Consider the following 13,837-nt stretch of genomic DNA (forward strand, 5'->3'; position numbering starts at 1 on the left):
GGCGCCCAAGGGGATGGACCCTTGCGGCGCCAATGGGTGTTCACGTCAGGGCGAAATTATTCGACAATGCAGCCGCAATCGTCAAACGATGCCGGGATTTCGATCCCGAAGGCGGCGGCGGCAGATTTTGAAATCATCGGCGCGTGGGTTTCATAGGTCGGGGCGGACGGCGGAATGTTTGCCGGTGATTTGCCGTTCAGGATTTCTGCGGCAATTTTACCGGCATTCAGGCCAACCTGCCCATAATCGACTGAGAAACTGGCCGGAACTGTGCCGTTGGCAACGGCTGAGCTGTCAGAATTGACAATCGGAACACCGATCTGGCGGGCAGCAGCCGACACGGCTGCAATCGCAGGCTGGATCAGGTTGGATGCCGGGGTATAGATGACATCGGCCTTACCGGCGACCGATGTGATGCGCTGCAAGATGTCATTGACGTTATCAATGCCCACCGAAACGACCGAGAAACCGGCAGCAGGTGCGAGTTCTTTGACCTTTTCAAGCAGGGCAACGTCATTGGCCTCACCCGGATTGTAGGGGATGGCGAGACGTTTGGCATCGGGCAGGAGTTTGCGGGTGAATTCGAGAACCGCTGCGATGTCCTGTAGATCCGAAGCACCGGTCATGTTGGTGTCACCAGCGTCCCAAGACGGGACAAGCTTGGCAGCAACCGGATCGGTCACAGCCGAAAACACGATTGGAATGTCTGAACCGGCCAAAATCTGTTTGGCGATCTGGGAAACCGGGGTAGTTACGGTATAGATCAGCTTGGGATTTTCTGACTGCAACTTCGTGATCATCTGGGGCACCAGAGACGCGTCAAAGTTGGTGTGGCTTTCGGAATAGGTGACATCGGTGCCTTCGACAAAGCCGTTTTCGGCCATGGCTTCCTTAAAGCCCGCAATCGCGGCATTGAGCTGGGGATGCTCGCCAAAGTTGGCGATGCCGACCTTGATGGTGTCGGCCGATGCGCTGCTGATTGATGCAAAAAGGCTACCGGCGACGACCAGTCCGGAAAGGAGGCCGGTTTTATTGATCTTCATTCTGAGAAACTCCCTGATTTGCGTGGACCGGCACTTTTGGTGGCCAGTCTCGTCTGCGGATCATGCGAAGTTCCGGTGGGGGCGTCAACAAGATGTATGATTCAAATGCGCTTACACGTTACGCAAACGCCCGGCTTGAGATCGAAACCGAATTGCCAGCCGGGTCTTTCATGTTGGCAAAGCAATAGCCGTCCGCCTGATGGAGTGGTCCGACCTTGATGCCGCGTTCCAGCAAATTCTGACGGGTATGGTCGACGTCGCGAACGTCAAATACGAGCTTGATCAGCGACTGGCCGTTACGCTGTCCCTTACCAGCCTGATGGAGCATCAGGATGAGGCCACCATCAGGTGCGATCAGCTCAAGAATTCGATCCCCGTCTTTTTGGGAGGGCTGATAGCCAAAGTGATCGGCATAGAACTGCGCCATCGCATCAATATTCTTGCAATAGATCACAATGCGGTTGCATGGGCCGGGTGAGAACGGGGGCATGGTGGGCTCTGTCTTAACCACCATTTGGCGCCTGATAGACCGTAACACCATTCACCACAATGCGGCCATCGGCCAGAAGCCGCGTGCCATACTGCGTCGTGCCGCCGGGGCCCGGTTCGCCCGATGCCAGTCCATTGACCGCAAATGGAACAAGCGCGCCCAGAAGGGTCGGGCTTTCCGGCGTACCAATCAAATTTTGCAAAAGGTCCTTGCCCAGAAGGTTGAAGTCCATTTCGCCGGTGAAGCCATATCGGGCGGCATGTTGGGCCAGAAGCTCGCCGGTGCCAAGCGCCTCAAGACCGCGTGATTCAATATAAAATTCATCGATTTTGACCGGGGCACCATTATCGGCGGCCTTTTGCCAAAGGGCATTGCCGATTTGCTTGCGGGCCATACGCGGGGCGGTGCCGGTCAGCATATCAAGGAAGCCCTTTTCAATGATCGGCTTGGCCTCGGTCCAGGGCAGGCCTTCGCTGCTGCTTTTGATGCGCACGGTGCGCGGCTGCAAAAGGCTGGGCAACCATAGGCCATCATGGGCGTAATCAAGGTGGGTTTCACCGTTGTCGCCGGGATAGACAATCAGGCTGGCGGCCTTGGACGAGCCGCGCTTTTCCCGGTTTGCCCCGGTCCATTCGGCACTTTGCCAGGAAACACGGGCTTGTTGGGGCAACCATTGCAGCACAAGGCCGTTCATCAGCCAGTGTTTGCGTGTGACCGGTTCATCACCAATCAAAAAGTCGGCAAACCCGTCAAAGGTTACCGGGGCATTTTTCACCGTGTCCCAGCGAAGATACCCACCGGCATTGCGCATGGTAAGATCGCGTTGGTCCGAAGTTGCCTCGGCATTCATTTTTGCGCGTTCGGGCAGTTTGATGTCGAGATCGACCTGATCGGCCTGATCGGTGTCACGGACAGTGACATGGACGCCATTCATGCGGAGCGTGCGCGGAGTGGAATAGCCGCTGAGGCCCAGCGAGATGTCATCATAGGTCAGTGCTGCGGCGCCATCGGATGTGAGCGTGGCATCCGACAGGGTTGCTGAAATGCCGCTTTGCATCAGGATGGCATCCATGACATCGCGTGCTTTATCTGTGGTGATGGCCTGTGCCTGCACTGTTAAGGCAGGCAGGGAAAGTACCCATAAGCCAATCAATGAAAAAGCCGTACGAATGCGCATGCAGATATCTCCGTTGCGGGCCCGTTACCGGGGTTTGCAGGGCTGGCGTGGCATGAAACTTATCCATACCGGCCCAAAAGCGTTGCCCTAACGTTTACCTCAATTTTGGTAATCATAGGGCAGATATTGCGTAATAGATTCTAACTGACAGGATGCTGTCAGGAGGGGGGCTTTAGGATCGGGGATATCAAGTCGCTGACCAGCAGGGGATGGTCAGTTTTTATCATCCGCTGTTTTGCGGTAATTTTCACTGCCAGCGCCGCATAAGAAGACCTCAACCGCACGTAAAACGCGTTTTTCGATCTCGGCGTTACTATATGTTGGGGGATCAATCATTTTGAGGATCTGTTTTTGCCAATCGCCAATGATCATCGCATTGAACAGTTCGGCATCGTGAACCGGATCATCAACCACAATGTGACCAAGGTCATGTTGGCGTCGCAGATACCGGGACAGGCGTGCCCGCGTGCTATCGGGGCCGACTTTCATAAACTTCTCAACCAAAGGTATAAAATGTTGGCCTTCAGAAAACAGAATCTGCGTGAAGCGAATGGCTTCCTCGGTTAGTATCTTTTTGGCCAGTTTTTTACCGAAGTCTGTCAGGGCATCACGGGGAGGGAGATCGGATTCAAGCGAAATATGAAGCTCTGCGGAAAACTCCATGCATTGCTCTTCCATCACGGCAGCGAGCAAGCCATCTTTTCCGCCAAAAGCTTCGTACACAGTGGTGCGCGAACCGCCAGAACGGGAAATAACGTCATTAAGCGTCACACCAGAGAACCCTTTTTCAAGGAGGAGTTCCCATGCCGCGTCCATCATGGCACGGCGGCGTGCAGACCTTCTAGAGGACTGGTTTTCTTGCTTTTCCGATGTTTCTTTCATCGTTTCCAATTCGTTTGTTATTGGCTCTTGATCGTGCAGTGCACAATGTGTACTGTACCGTACAGTATTTTGAAATGCAACGGCAAAGCGCGTGGTATGCTTTGCTGACGGGACTTAGAAGGAACAGCAATTTGTCCATGCGAACTTGTTTAAAATTTGCGAGCGTCGCAGCGCTTACCCTTATGGTAGCTGCTTGTAGCGAGCAAAATGAAGGTGGTCAGCAACAGGCCAATGCGCAACCGCAGGCAACACCGGTTGGCACCGTAACCCTTGAAGCGCAGACCGTCGGGCTGGTCGAAGAAATGCCGGGCCGTACCGTTGCTTTCCGTAAGGCGGACATCCGTCCGCAGGTTGATGGCATCATCAAGGAGCGCAACTTTACCGAAGGCGGTATCGTTGAAGCCGGCCAGCAACTTTATATGATTGATCAGGATGTTTATCTGGCCCGGGTTGATGCCGCACAGGCTGAACTCTCGCGCCAGCGTGCAAGTCTTGATCAGGCTGTTAAAACCCGTACGCGCTATGACCCGCTGGTGAAATCCCAGGCGGTCAGCCGCCAGACCTATGATGACGCGGTTTCCGCCGAGGCACAGGGCAAGGCCGCAGTTGCATCCGCCCGTGCAGAGCTTGAACAGGCCCGGATTGATCTTGCATATACGACGGTGACCGCACCGATTTCCGGTCAGATCAGTTCATCGGATTATTCCGAAGGCTCGTTGGTGACCGCCAATCAGGCCGCCAAACTGACCACGATTACCCAGCTTGATCCGATTTATGTCGATGTGACGCAGGCCGGTGGCCGTCTGCTTAAAATCAAGCAGGCTGTCAAAAATGGCCGGATCAAGGGTGTCGATGCCGGTAATATCGAAGTGTCACTGATCATTGATGCGACCGGTGCGGAATATCCGCAAAAAGGAACTTTGCAGTTTTCTGACGTAACGGTGAATGAAACCACCGGCACCGTTCGGTTGCGCGCAGTGTTTCCGAACCCGGATGGTACACTTCTGCCGGGCATGTTTGTTCGTGGTCAGGTGCGTCAGGGGCGTCTTGAAGGGGCCTTCCTCGTGCCGCAGAAAGCTGTGATGCGCCGTCCTGATGGCACGGCATATTCTTATGTCGCTGTCGATGGAAAAGTCGTGTCAAAGGACCTTCAGATCGAACAATCGCAGGGTGAAAACTGGCTGGTTTCTGCTGGTCTGGAAGATGGCGATCAACTGATTGTTGACGGTATCCAACGCATTGGACCGGGTGCCGCTGTCGCGCCGCAGCCGGTCGAGACTGCCGCCGACGATGGATCGGTAAAAGCCGCCGATGACACCGCCAAAGCCGCCGAATAGGGACGTATTCAATGGCAAAATTCTTTATTGACCGCCCTGTCTTCGCCTGGGTTATCGCCCTGGTGATTATGCTGGCGGGGGGGCTTTCGTTGTGGCAATTGCCCATCGAGCAGTACCCGTCTATTGCACCGCCATCTGTCGAGATTTCGGCAAGCTATCCGGGTGCGTCCGCCGAGACAGTCGAAAACACGGTCACACAGGTGATCGAACAGCAGATGAACGGCATCGATTATCTGCGCTATATGTCTTCGAACTCATCGGCCAACGGTCAGGCGTCTATTTCACTGACGTTTGAACCCGAAGCAGACCCCGATATCGCACAGGTTCAGGTGCAGAACAAACTGCAAGGGGCGATGTCTTCGCTGCCAAGCGAAGTGCAGCAGCAGGGTGTCACGGTCACCAAATCATCGGGATCGTTCCTGATGGTTGTTGGCTTTGTATCTGGCGACGGGTCGATGTCGGCAGAAGATCTGTCTGACTTTGTGGTCTCCACGGTCGAAGATCCGCTAGCCCGTGTGAACGGTGTTGGCTCGGTTCAGGTGTTTGGCGCACAGCATGCTATGCGCGTCTGGCTCGATCCGAACAAGATGATTTCCTATAACATGACGGTTTCGGACGTCAGTTCGGCAATCCAGTCGCAAAACACCGAAGTCACCGCCGGTCAGATTGGTGGTGCGCCGTCGATCCCCGGTCAGCAGATCAATGCGACCATCACCGCACAAAGCAAACTGCAAACGGTTGATGAATTCGCCAACATCCTGCTGAAGGTCAACACCGATGGATCGCAGGTGCGTCTTGGCGACGTGGCCCGCATTGAAATCGGTGGCGAAAGCTATGAGGTTGTTGCGCGCTACAATGCGCAGTCCGCAACCGGTATCGGGATCAACCTTGCGACCGGTTCGAATGCCCTTGATACCGCCGAGGCCGTCAAAGCCCGTTTGGCAGAACTCAAACCGTTCTTCCCGGCGGGTGTCGAAGTTGTCTATCCGTACGACACCACCCCGTTCGTCGAAGTATCGATCGAGGAGGTGGTTCACACCCTGTTTGAGGCGATTGTTCTCGTCTTCCTGGTGATGTTCCTGTTCTTGCAAAACTGGCGGGCAACCCTGATACCGACGATTGCGGTGCCGGTGGTTTTGCTGGGTACGTTCGGTATTCTTGCTGCCTTTGGCTATTCGATCAACACGCTGACCATGTTTGCCATGGTTCTGGCCATTGGTCTTCTGGTCGATGACGCGATTGTTGTGGTCGAAAACGTCGAACGTGTGATGCACGAAGACGGGCTTCCGCCGCGCGAAGCAACGCGGAAATCCATGAGCCAGATTACCGGTGCGTTGATTGGTATCGCGCTGGTTCTGTCGGCAGTGTTTGTGCCGATGGCATTCTTTGCCGGGTCTACGGGGGCGATTTATCGCCAATTCTCCATCACGATTGTGTCGGCTATGGCACTGTCGGTTGTGGTGGCAATTGTTCTGACACCGGCACTTTGTGCGACCATGCTTAAACCATCGCACGCGGACCCGAGCGCAAAGAAAGGTCCGTTTGGCTGGTTTAACCGTGGCTTTGATAAGACCAACCGGTTCTATCAGGGCAGTGTAGACCATGTCGTGCACCGCAAATGGCGCTATCTGTTTGTCTATGTCATTCTGGTTGGTGGTCTGGCGGCGTTGTTCATGCGCCTGCCCGGATCGTTCCTTCCTGAAGAAGATCAGGGCATCATGTTCTCGATGGTTCAGCTTCCCGCTGGTGCCTCGCAGGAACGTACGGTTGGCGTGCTCAAAAAGCTCGAAACCCACTTCATGGAAGGCGAGAAGGAAAACGTCAACGGTGTCTTCACCGTTGCAGGCTTCTCGTTCGCCGGGAGTGGCCAGAACGCCGGTATCGCCTTTGTCAATATGAAGGACTGGTCGGAACGTACGCGTCCTGATCAGGCTGTTAGTGCGGTGATTGGCCGTGCCTATGGTGCGTTTGCCCAAATCCGTGAAGCAATGGTGTTTGCCTTTGCGCCGCCAGCCATTGTTGAACTTGGCACGGCAAACGGCTTTGACTTGCAGCTTGTTGATCGTGGCGGTATTGGCCATGACGCCCTGATGGCGGCCAGAAACCAGCTTCTGGGGATGGCAGCACAGGATCCGCGCGTTGTGGGTGTTCGTCCGAACGGCCTGAATGACATGCCGGAGTTCAAGATCAATATTGATCAGGAAAAGGCAAGTGCGCTTAACGTTGATCTGGCCGATGTAAACCGTACGCTGGCAGCAGCGTGGGGGTCGAGCTACGTCAATGACTTCATCGAAAATGGCCGGATCAAAAAGGTCTATATGCAGGCAGACGCGAAATACCGCATGATGCCGGAAGACCTTGATTTCTGGTACGTCCGCAACGGCTTGGGCGAAATGGTGCCGATCTCGGCATTCTCATCGACCCAGTGGGATTATGGCTCACCCCGTCTTGAACGCTTTAACGGCTTGTCGTCGCTGAACATTCAGGGATCGGCACCTCCGGGTGTGGCATCGGGTGATGCGATGCTGGCGATGGAAGAAATGGTTGCCAAGCTTCCGGGTGGTATCGGCCTTGAGTGGCAGGGACTGTCGTATGAGGAACGCGAAGCAGGCGAGCAGGGACCGGCATTGTATGCGCTGTCGATGATTGTCGTCTTCCTGTGTTTGGCTGCTTTGTATGAAAGTTGGGCAATCCCGATTTCCGTGATGATGGTCGTGCCTTTGGGCGTCCTTGGTGCCGTGATCGCAGCCTTGCTGCGTGGGTTGCCAGATGACGTTTATTTCCAGGTTGCGATCCTGACCACGATTGGTCTGTCGGCCAAGAACGCCATCCTGATTGTCGAGTTCGCCCGCGAACTTTACGATCAGGGCATGGGGCTTCTTGAGGCAACGGTCGAAGCCGCACGTCAGCGTCTGCGTCCGATCATCATGACTTCGATGGCCTTCACCCTTGGTGTTGTGCCATTGGCGATCAGTACCGGTGCTGGTGCGGCTGCGCGTGTCGCAGTTGGCACCGGGGTGCTGGGCGGGATGATTGCGGCGACGTTGCTTGCGATCTTCTTCGTGCCGTTGTTCTTCGTGCTGATTGTCGGAACCTTTGCCAAAAGCCGTTCGAAACGCGGTGATGTCAAAGCCGCCCACGAACATCCGGCTGAATAAAATTCAGGGCCGGTCTTATTAAGACCGGCCCTGAAAGGCATCGCGCCGTGACGGTGCAGATATTTAAATCTGCATGATCCCCCGACCCCGCCGTTGCGCGTGCGAAAGAAAGGGCCGATGCAAACGCATCGGCCCTTTTGTTTTGACCCTATCCAAAAGAGCCGTCAAGCAGCTTTTGGATAGGCCGGAGGATCAATGAGCAGCCCATGGGGCCTAATACCCCGGATTTACTTTAGTTTTTACTGATTTCGTCAAGTGCCTGACGCTGGGCGTGCATCATGTGGAAAATGGCGTATCGACGGTCATGATCGGCCTTGGCCGTTGGGTCGGGGGCGTAGGATGTTTCCTTGCCCGCCATTTTGCGCGCCGCCTTTGCAAGGCCGTCGATGCCATCGGCATCATCAAGCGCACCCGCCGCCAGCATGGCCGATCCCAGCAATACAGGTTCCTGACAATCAGACATCACAACCGTGCATCCGGTGACATCGGCATAAAGTTTGACCAAAACAGCACTTGCCGTATGCCCGCCGCTTAGATGGATGTGGGTAATGTCATATCCGGTGTCATTTAGCGCATCGATGATGTGGCGTGTGCCATAGGCAATCGCACAGGCGGTTGCCCAATACAGCTTTAAGAAGCTTTCTTCACTTTGATCAAGTGTCAGCCCGGAAATCACGCCAAGTGCTTCGGGGTCGGCCAACGGTGACCTGTTGCCATGAAAATCAGGCAAAACATGAAGACGCGGCGCCAGATCGGTTTGATGCCCCATCATCGGCAACAGCTTTTCACCGGCCAGTTTATGGGCATCACGGCCCATGTCACGGGAAAACGGATGCATTGCCACGATGTGGTCAAGCAACGCACCGGTGGCCGACTGCCCGCCTTCGTTCAGCCAAAGCCCCGGTGCAATCGCCCCGAAATAAGGACCCCAGACGCCTTTGATAAAGCGCGGTTCGGATGACAGTGCCATGTGGCAAGTCGATGTGCCGGCAATCATCGCAAAATGCTGATCAAGGTTGCCATCAAGATACTCACCAAGCGTACCAAGCGCACCGGCATGGGCATCAATCAATCCGGCTCCAACCACGCAATTTGTCGTCAGGCCAAGATCGTCAGCGCCTTCCTGCGACAGCGTACCGATCCGGTCGCCAACCGCAAGCGCCTTGGCATCGATCCCGGTTTTAGTGTTGAAATCATCAAGGCCAATCTGCGACAGAAAGTCACGATCCCATGGGTCATCCTGATGGGCGAGGTGGGTCCATTTACACGTTACTGTGCAACATGACCGCGCGGTGTTGCCGGTTGCGCGAAATGACAGGAAATCGGCCAGATCATAGGCCGCCCCCATCTTGTTCCAGTGATCGGGGTGGTGGCGTTTAAGCCACATCAGTTTGGGCACTTCCATCTCCGGGGACATGGTGCCACCGATATATTCAAGGACCCGTGATCCGGTGGCGGTGCATTCCTCGGCCTCGCGCACCGCACGGTGATCCATCCAGACAATGACATCCCAGTTATCGGGTCCATTCGGGGTCACGCCAAGCGGGCGGTTGTCCTGATCGCGGACGACCAGTGAACAGGTCGCATCAAACCCGATGGCGGCAATCTGGTCGGCGGAGGAGGCCGATTGGGCCATGGCATCACGAACCGACTGGCAGACCGACTGCCAGATATTTTCCGAATCCTGTTCGACAAAATCGGGCTTTGGACGGTTCATGGCAATCGGGTGAGCCGCACTTCCAAGCAGCTTTCCATTGGCATCAAAGACACCTGCGCGCGCACTTCCGGTGCCAACATCCACACCAATAAAACGGGTTTCGTTGTGGCTCATGTGGGTCTTTTTCCTCCGCTTTTCCCGGCTGGTAGCCGTTTTGACGGCCGCCGGTTATTCTTTTGGTTTGGCATTTGGTGGCTGATTTGATCAAAAGTTCAGTTAATGGTCAAATGTTCATTTTTGTTGACGGTCAATCGGATCATTCGATAGGCTCATGGCTATCATATAAATGTAACAAGCCAGGTTTAACATGGCCCCAGAAAATGAGACTGGAAACGGTACTGGAAACGAGACTGTAAACGATCACGTAAATGGATCTGCTCCTTCGGGGGCGGCGATCCGAAAGCTGTTTGCCGATTGTGATGCCGTTCTGTTTGATTGCGACGGCGTTCTTGTCAACAGCGAGCCGATCTCGCTTGCGACACTTGTCGATGTGCTCGCCCATTTTGGCGCGCCATTGACATTGGCGGAAGTCGCCGCCCGCTTTACCGGGCGGTCAAGTTCAGCCCCGATTGATCATATTCGCGATGAAACCGGTAAGGACATTCGCGATCAGTTCAAACCGTTTTATTATGACCTGCTGTTTGCCCGCTATGATCATGAACTTGTTAAAATCGACGGGATTGATAGCGTTCTGGCGGCGTTAAAGAAACGCCAGCTTGGGTTTTGCATTTCATCAAGCAGTTCCATCGAACGGCTGGGCAAAACCATGGATGTCACCGGACTTGGTCCGTGGTTTGACGGGCGGATTTACAGTGCCGACTTTGTTGCCAACGGCAAACCGGCACCGGACCTGTTTTTATATGCCGCCGATGACATGGGGTATGCCTCCAATCAGGCGATTGTTGTTGAAGATTCCGTTGCTGGTGTGACCGCAGCGGTTGCTGCGGGCATGAAATGCATCGGCTTTGTCGGCGGAGGCCATTATGCCGATGATCGGGCAGGGGCGGCCAACCGGCTTTATGACGCCGGGGCGGATATTGTGCTGTCGGATATGATGGAACTTTCCAATGCCCTTGGTGAAGCTTAGCCGCACCATCTGAAGCTTATACCCCATTCCCGATCACGTGGATTTGGGAGCGCCGCCTTATCGCTGGGTCAGAAGTTTCTGATAGCGGGTTTGGCTTTGGCTAAGATGGGCGCGCATTGCTTTGCGCGCACTGTCATCATCACGGGTTGCAATGGCATCATAGATGCAACGATGCTCCCCCAATATCATCTGCATATAGTTTTTCTGATCTTCGACTTCGGGCGGGCGACGGCGCAGCTGCGCGCGCGGGATGGTTTTGTCGCCCAGATGTTCAAGAAACTCGGCATAGCGGCGATTGTTGGTGGCTGCGGCAATCGCACGGTGGAATTCAAAATCGGCCAGTTCCGTCGGTTCGCCCCGGGTGGCGGCATCTTCCATTTTTTGCATGGCTTCGTAGATTTTCGCCTGCTGTGCGACCGAGCTTCGGGTGCAGGCAAGGCCCGCAGCCTCAATCTCGACCGCCATGCGCAGTTCGAGGACTTCGAGAACGTCAGATACCTGTGCGTAGTCGACGGCAAAAATCGATTTATCATTACCGCGCGGTTCGGGAGAGAGGACAAACACACCGGCCCCTTGGCGCGGTTCAAGCAATCCATCAGCCTTTAACGCCGCGATGGCTTCGCGGACAACGGTTCGGCTGACGCCAAATGTCTGGGTCAGGACCGGTTCGGTCGGCAATTTGCTGCCCGGTTCGCGCTGACCGCTTTCAATTTCATGGCGCAGGCTTGCAATGACCTTTTCGGTCAGCGAAACTTTGCGGGGCGTGTTTGACGCACGGGTCTTGTTCATTTTGCGTGTCCGGTAAATCCGGTGTAAAGACAACCGGATGTAAAATGACGGTCTGACGTTAATCTTTGCTTGGCGCGATTTGTTTTACCATCTTCAAATAGTCGAACGTCATCGGTGATGTAAAGTCATCATATGATTTTAAACAGAATAAAGGCATCTGCCATGTCCAAAAAGGACGCGCCGGAATATCGTTGGAACAGTGGACCTTTTCAGATCGGGATCGTTCCCAATGGCGGTGCGATATCGCGGATTGACTGGGTGCGTCCTGACGGGAATGGCACGATCAATCTTTTGCGTCCGGTGACAGAACAAGCCCTTAAGTCTGGCAACCCGTCGTCTTTGGGCTGTTTCCCGATGGTGCCATTTGCCAATCGGCTGGCATTTTCGCAGTTTGAATTTGATGGCCGGATTGTCAATGTTCCGGCCAACCGTCCGCCCAGCCCGCATGCCATTCATGGGTTTGGCCGTGGATCAGAGTGGAAAATCGAACGCCCGACCGTCGATACCTTGCGGCTCAATCACAAGCATGACGATCCCAACAGTGGGTTTGTCTATGTTGCCTGGCAGGAGTTCAAAGTCACGCAGGACGATGTGACGATTGAAATCGGTGTGCGTCATCTTGGCCGAACGCCCATGCCCTATGGCATCGGATTGCACCCTTGGTTCCCGGGCGGCGAGGACGCATCGGTCGCATTTGTCGCGGCTGATTGTTTTTCCACTGACGACGACATGTTACCGACCACACGCACCGTGATCGATCTTGGTCGGGATTTCTCCGACGGTAAAATGATCCGCCATCATATGGGGCTGGATGTGCATTATTCCGGCTGGGAGGGCGTGGCCGAAATGATGTGGGATAATGCGGGGTATCGTTTGCATCTGTCGGCCAGTGACAGTTTATCTAACCTGCAATTTTATATCCCCGAAGACGGCAAGACATTCTGTGTCGAGCCGGTATCACATGTGCCCAATGTCCATAATCATCCGGAATTCAAGGAACTTGGCGATGTGATGGTTCTTGATAAAAATGAAACATTGATTGGTACCATGACGCTGACCCCAAGCCTGATTGAACGTCCCGACAGTGGTCTTGTTGATGACGATGATATCGGTGTTGCGCCAAACCGTGATTATTCACTGGTGGATTGATCGGTGCGAACGGCCCTTTACCCGCCTGTCATTTGCCGATAAAACTTACAAGTGAAAATGACAAGATAACAAGTTCAATAGGGGTGGTTCGGGGGATGAACGGTTTGCAACTCAAACTTCAAAAGCGTGAAAAACTTGCAGACCAGCTTTATGGTCAGATCTTGGAACAGATCGTCTCTGGCAATCTGGGCGAGGGGACCAAGCTTCCGTCCGAGAACGAGATTTGCGCATCCTTTGGCGTGTCGCGCCCGGTTGTGCGCGAAGCCTTGCGCAAGCTCCAGTCGGACGGGTTGGTGTATGCCCGCCAAGGGGTTGGGTCCTTTGTCAAACGCCGCCCCCCGCAAGGGTTGATCGACTTTGGTGGCGTCAGTGATGTTGCAGGGTTGTTGCGCTGTTTTGAAGCCCGCATTGCGATTGAAGGTGCCACGGCGCGCATGGCGGCCAACCGTGCCAGCCTGCGCCATCATCGTGACATTCAGAACGCCTTGAAAATGCTTGAAGATGGCATTGCTGCGGGCGATATCGCCGATAAGGCCGATCTGGATTTTCACATGACGATTGCACGCGCCAGCGGCAATGAAATCTTTGTCACCATCCTCACATCCCTGCATGACGTCATGAGCAAAAGCATGATGGTGGCGTTAAACATCACGCGCGGTGGATCGAAAGAACGTGCGCAAAAAGTGCTCAATGAACATCGCCAGATTTATGATGCGATTGTCGGTGGGGATGGCGATAGTGCCGAGCTTTTGATGCGCTATCATTTGCATCAGGCCCGCCAGCGCGTCACCGATCACGCCCGCGATATTTAGGCGACATTTCGCTGCACACGTCGGTTCATTATCTCAAAAATCAGATATTATATACTGTTCCCGGGCATCAACAGTGCCGTGCGCGACGGCAAAATGGCGTCTGTTTTTCCTGTGTCAGATAGATGTCTTTACAGCCAGACTTGTCAGCTTTCCTGTAAATAAAAATTGCTAATTTTGTTGACAAGTTCGGGGTGCC

The 13,837-nt window shown here is 54.5% G+C and carries 11 protein-coding genes; 5 read left to right on the forward strand and 6 right to left on the reverse strand.

Going from position 1 to position 13,837, the window contains the following annotated elements:
* Positions 1-56 precede the first annotated feature (56 nt).
* The 4 genes from K355_RS0110655 to K355_RS0110670 all read right to left on the reverse strand — a co-directional run bounded on the left by K355_RS0110655 (position 57) and on the right by K355_RS0110670 (position 3,592).
* The gene (locus K355_RS0110655) at positions 57-1,043 is read right to left on the reverse strand and encodes an ABC transporter substrate-binding protein (protein ID WP_022732128.1); all 987 of its coding nucleotides are present in this window, start codon (positions 1,041-1,043) and stop codon (positions 57-59) included.
* 118 nt (positions 1,044-1,161) lie between these two features.
* Positions 1,162-1,533, reverse strand: coding sequence for a VOC family protein (locus K355_RS0110660; protein WP_022732129.1), 372 nt, complete (start codon positions 1,531-1,533; stop codon positions 1,162-1,164).
* A gap of 13 nt (positions 1,534-1,546) precedes the next feature.
* Entirely contained in the window at positions 1,547-2,710 is a 1,164-nt protein-coding gene (locus K355_RS0110665; protein WP_022732130.1) for a hypothetical protein, read from the reverse strand.
* A 213-nt stretch (positions 2,711-2,923) separates the two neighbouring features.
* Positions 2,924-3,592 (reverse strand): TetR/AcrR family transcriptional regulator, encoded by a 669-nt coding sequence (locus tag K355_RS0110670; RefSeq protein ID WP_022732131.1) that lies wholly within the window; start codon positions 3,590-3,592, stop codon positions 2,924-2,926.
* A gap of 182 nt (positions 3,593-3,774) precedes the next feature.
* Between K355_RS0110670 and K355_RS0110675 the strand changes: the two genes are divergently transcribed.
* Both K355_RS0110675 and K355_RS0110680 read left to right on the forward strand, forming a co-directional pair.
* Positions 3,775-4,929 carry an efflux RND transporter periplasmic adaptor subunit gene (locus tag K355_RS0110675; RefSeq protein ID WP_245562937.1) on the forward strand — a complete coding sequence of 385 codons (1,155 nt, stop codon included), beginning with the start codon at positions 3,775-3,777 and terminating at the stop codon, positions 4,927-4,929.
* Positions 4,930-4,940: 11 nt separating this feature from the next.
* Positions 4,941-8,087 carry an efflux RND transporter permease subunit gene (locus K355_RS0110680; protein ID WP_022732133.1) on the forward strand — a complete coding sequence of 1,049 codons (3,147 nt, stop codon included), beginning with the start codon at positions 4,941-4,943 and terminating at the stop codon, positions 8,085-8,087.
* 232 nt (positions 8,088-8,319) lie between these two features.
* On the opposite strand, the gene K355_RS0110685 is transcribed toward K355_RS0110680, so the two are convergent.
* On the reverse strand, positions 8,320-9,918 hold the full coding sequence (locus tag K355_RS0110685) for an FGGY-family carbohydrate kinase (RefSeq protein ID WP_022732134.1): 1,599 nt from the start codon (positions 9,916-9,918) through the stop codon (positions 8,320-8,322).
* A 193-nt stretch (positions 9,919-10,111) separates the two neighbouring features.
* Here K355_RS0110685 and K355_RS0110690 point away from each other — a divergent pair, with 193 nt between their 5' ends.
* A complete protein-coding gene (locus tag K355_RS0110690; protein WP_022732135.1) occupies positions 10,112-10,891 on the forward strand; it encodes an HAD family hydrolase in 780 nt (259 codons plus the stop codon).
* 57 nt (positions 10,892-10,948) lie between these two features.
* Here K355_RS0110690 and K355_RS0110695 read toward each other — a convergent pair whose 3' ends face one another.
* The gene (locus tag K355_RS0110695; protein ID WP_022732136.1) at positions 10,949-11,680 is read right to left on the reverse strand and encodes a FadR/GntR family transcriptional regulator; all 732 of its coding nucleotides are present in this window, start codon (positions 11,678-11,680) and stop codon (positions 10,949-10,951) included.
* Positions 11,681-11,842: 162 nt separating this feature from the next.
* Here K355_RS0110695 and K355_RS0110700 point away from each other — a divergent pair, with 162 nt between their 5' ends.
* Both K355_RS0110700 and K355_RS0110705 read left to right on the forward strand, forming a co-directional pair.
* Entirely contained in the window at positions 11,843-12,829 is a 987-nt protein-coding gene (locus K355_RS0110700; protein WP_022732137.1) for an aldose 1-epimerase, read from the forward strand.
* A gap of 95 nt (positions 12,830-12,924) precedes the next feature.
* Positions 12,925-13,641, forward strand: coding sequence for a FadR/GntR family transcriptional regulator (locus tag K355_RS0110705; protein WP_022732138.1), 717 nt, complete (start codon positions 12,925-12,927; stop codon positions 13,639-13,641).
* Positions 13,642-13,837: the final 196 nt, after the last annotated feature.

Origin of the sequence: Thalassospira lucentensis MCCC 1A00383 = DSM 14000, from assembly GCF_000421265.1 — a bacterium.
Taxonomy (GTDB): domain Bacteria; phylum Pseudomonadota; class Alphaproteobacteria; order Rhodospirillales; family Thalassospiraceae; genus Thalassospira; species Thalassospira lucentensis.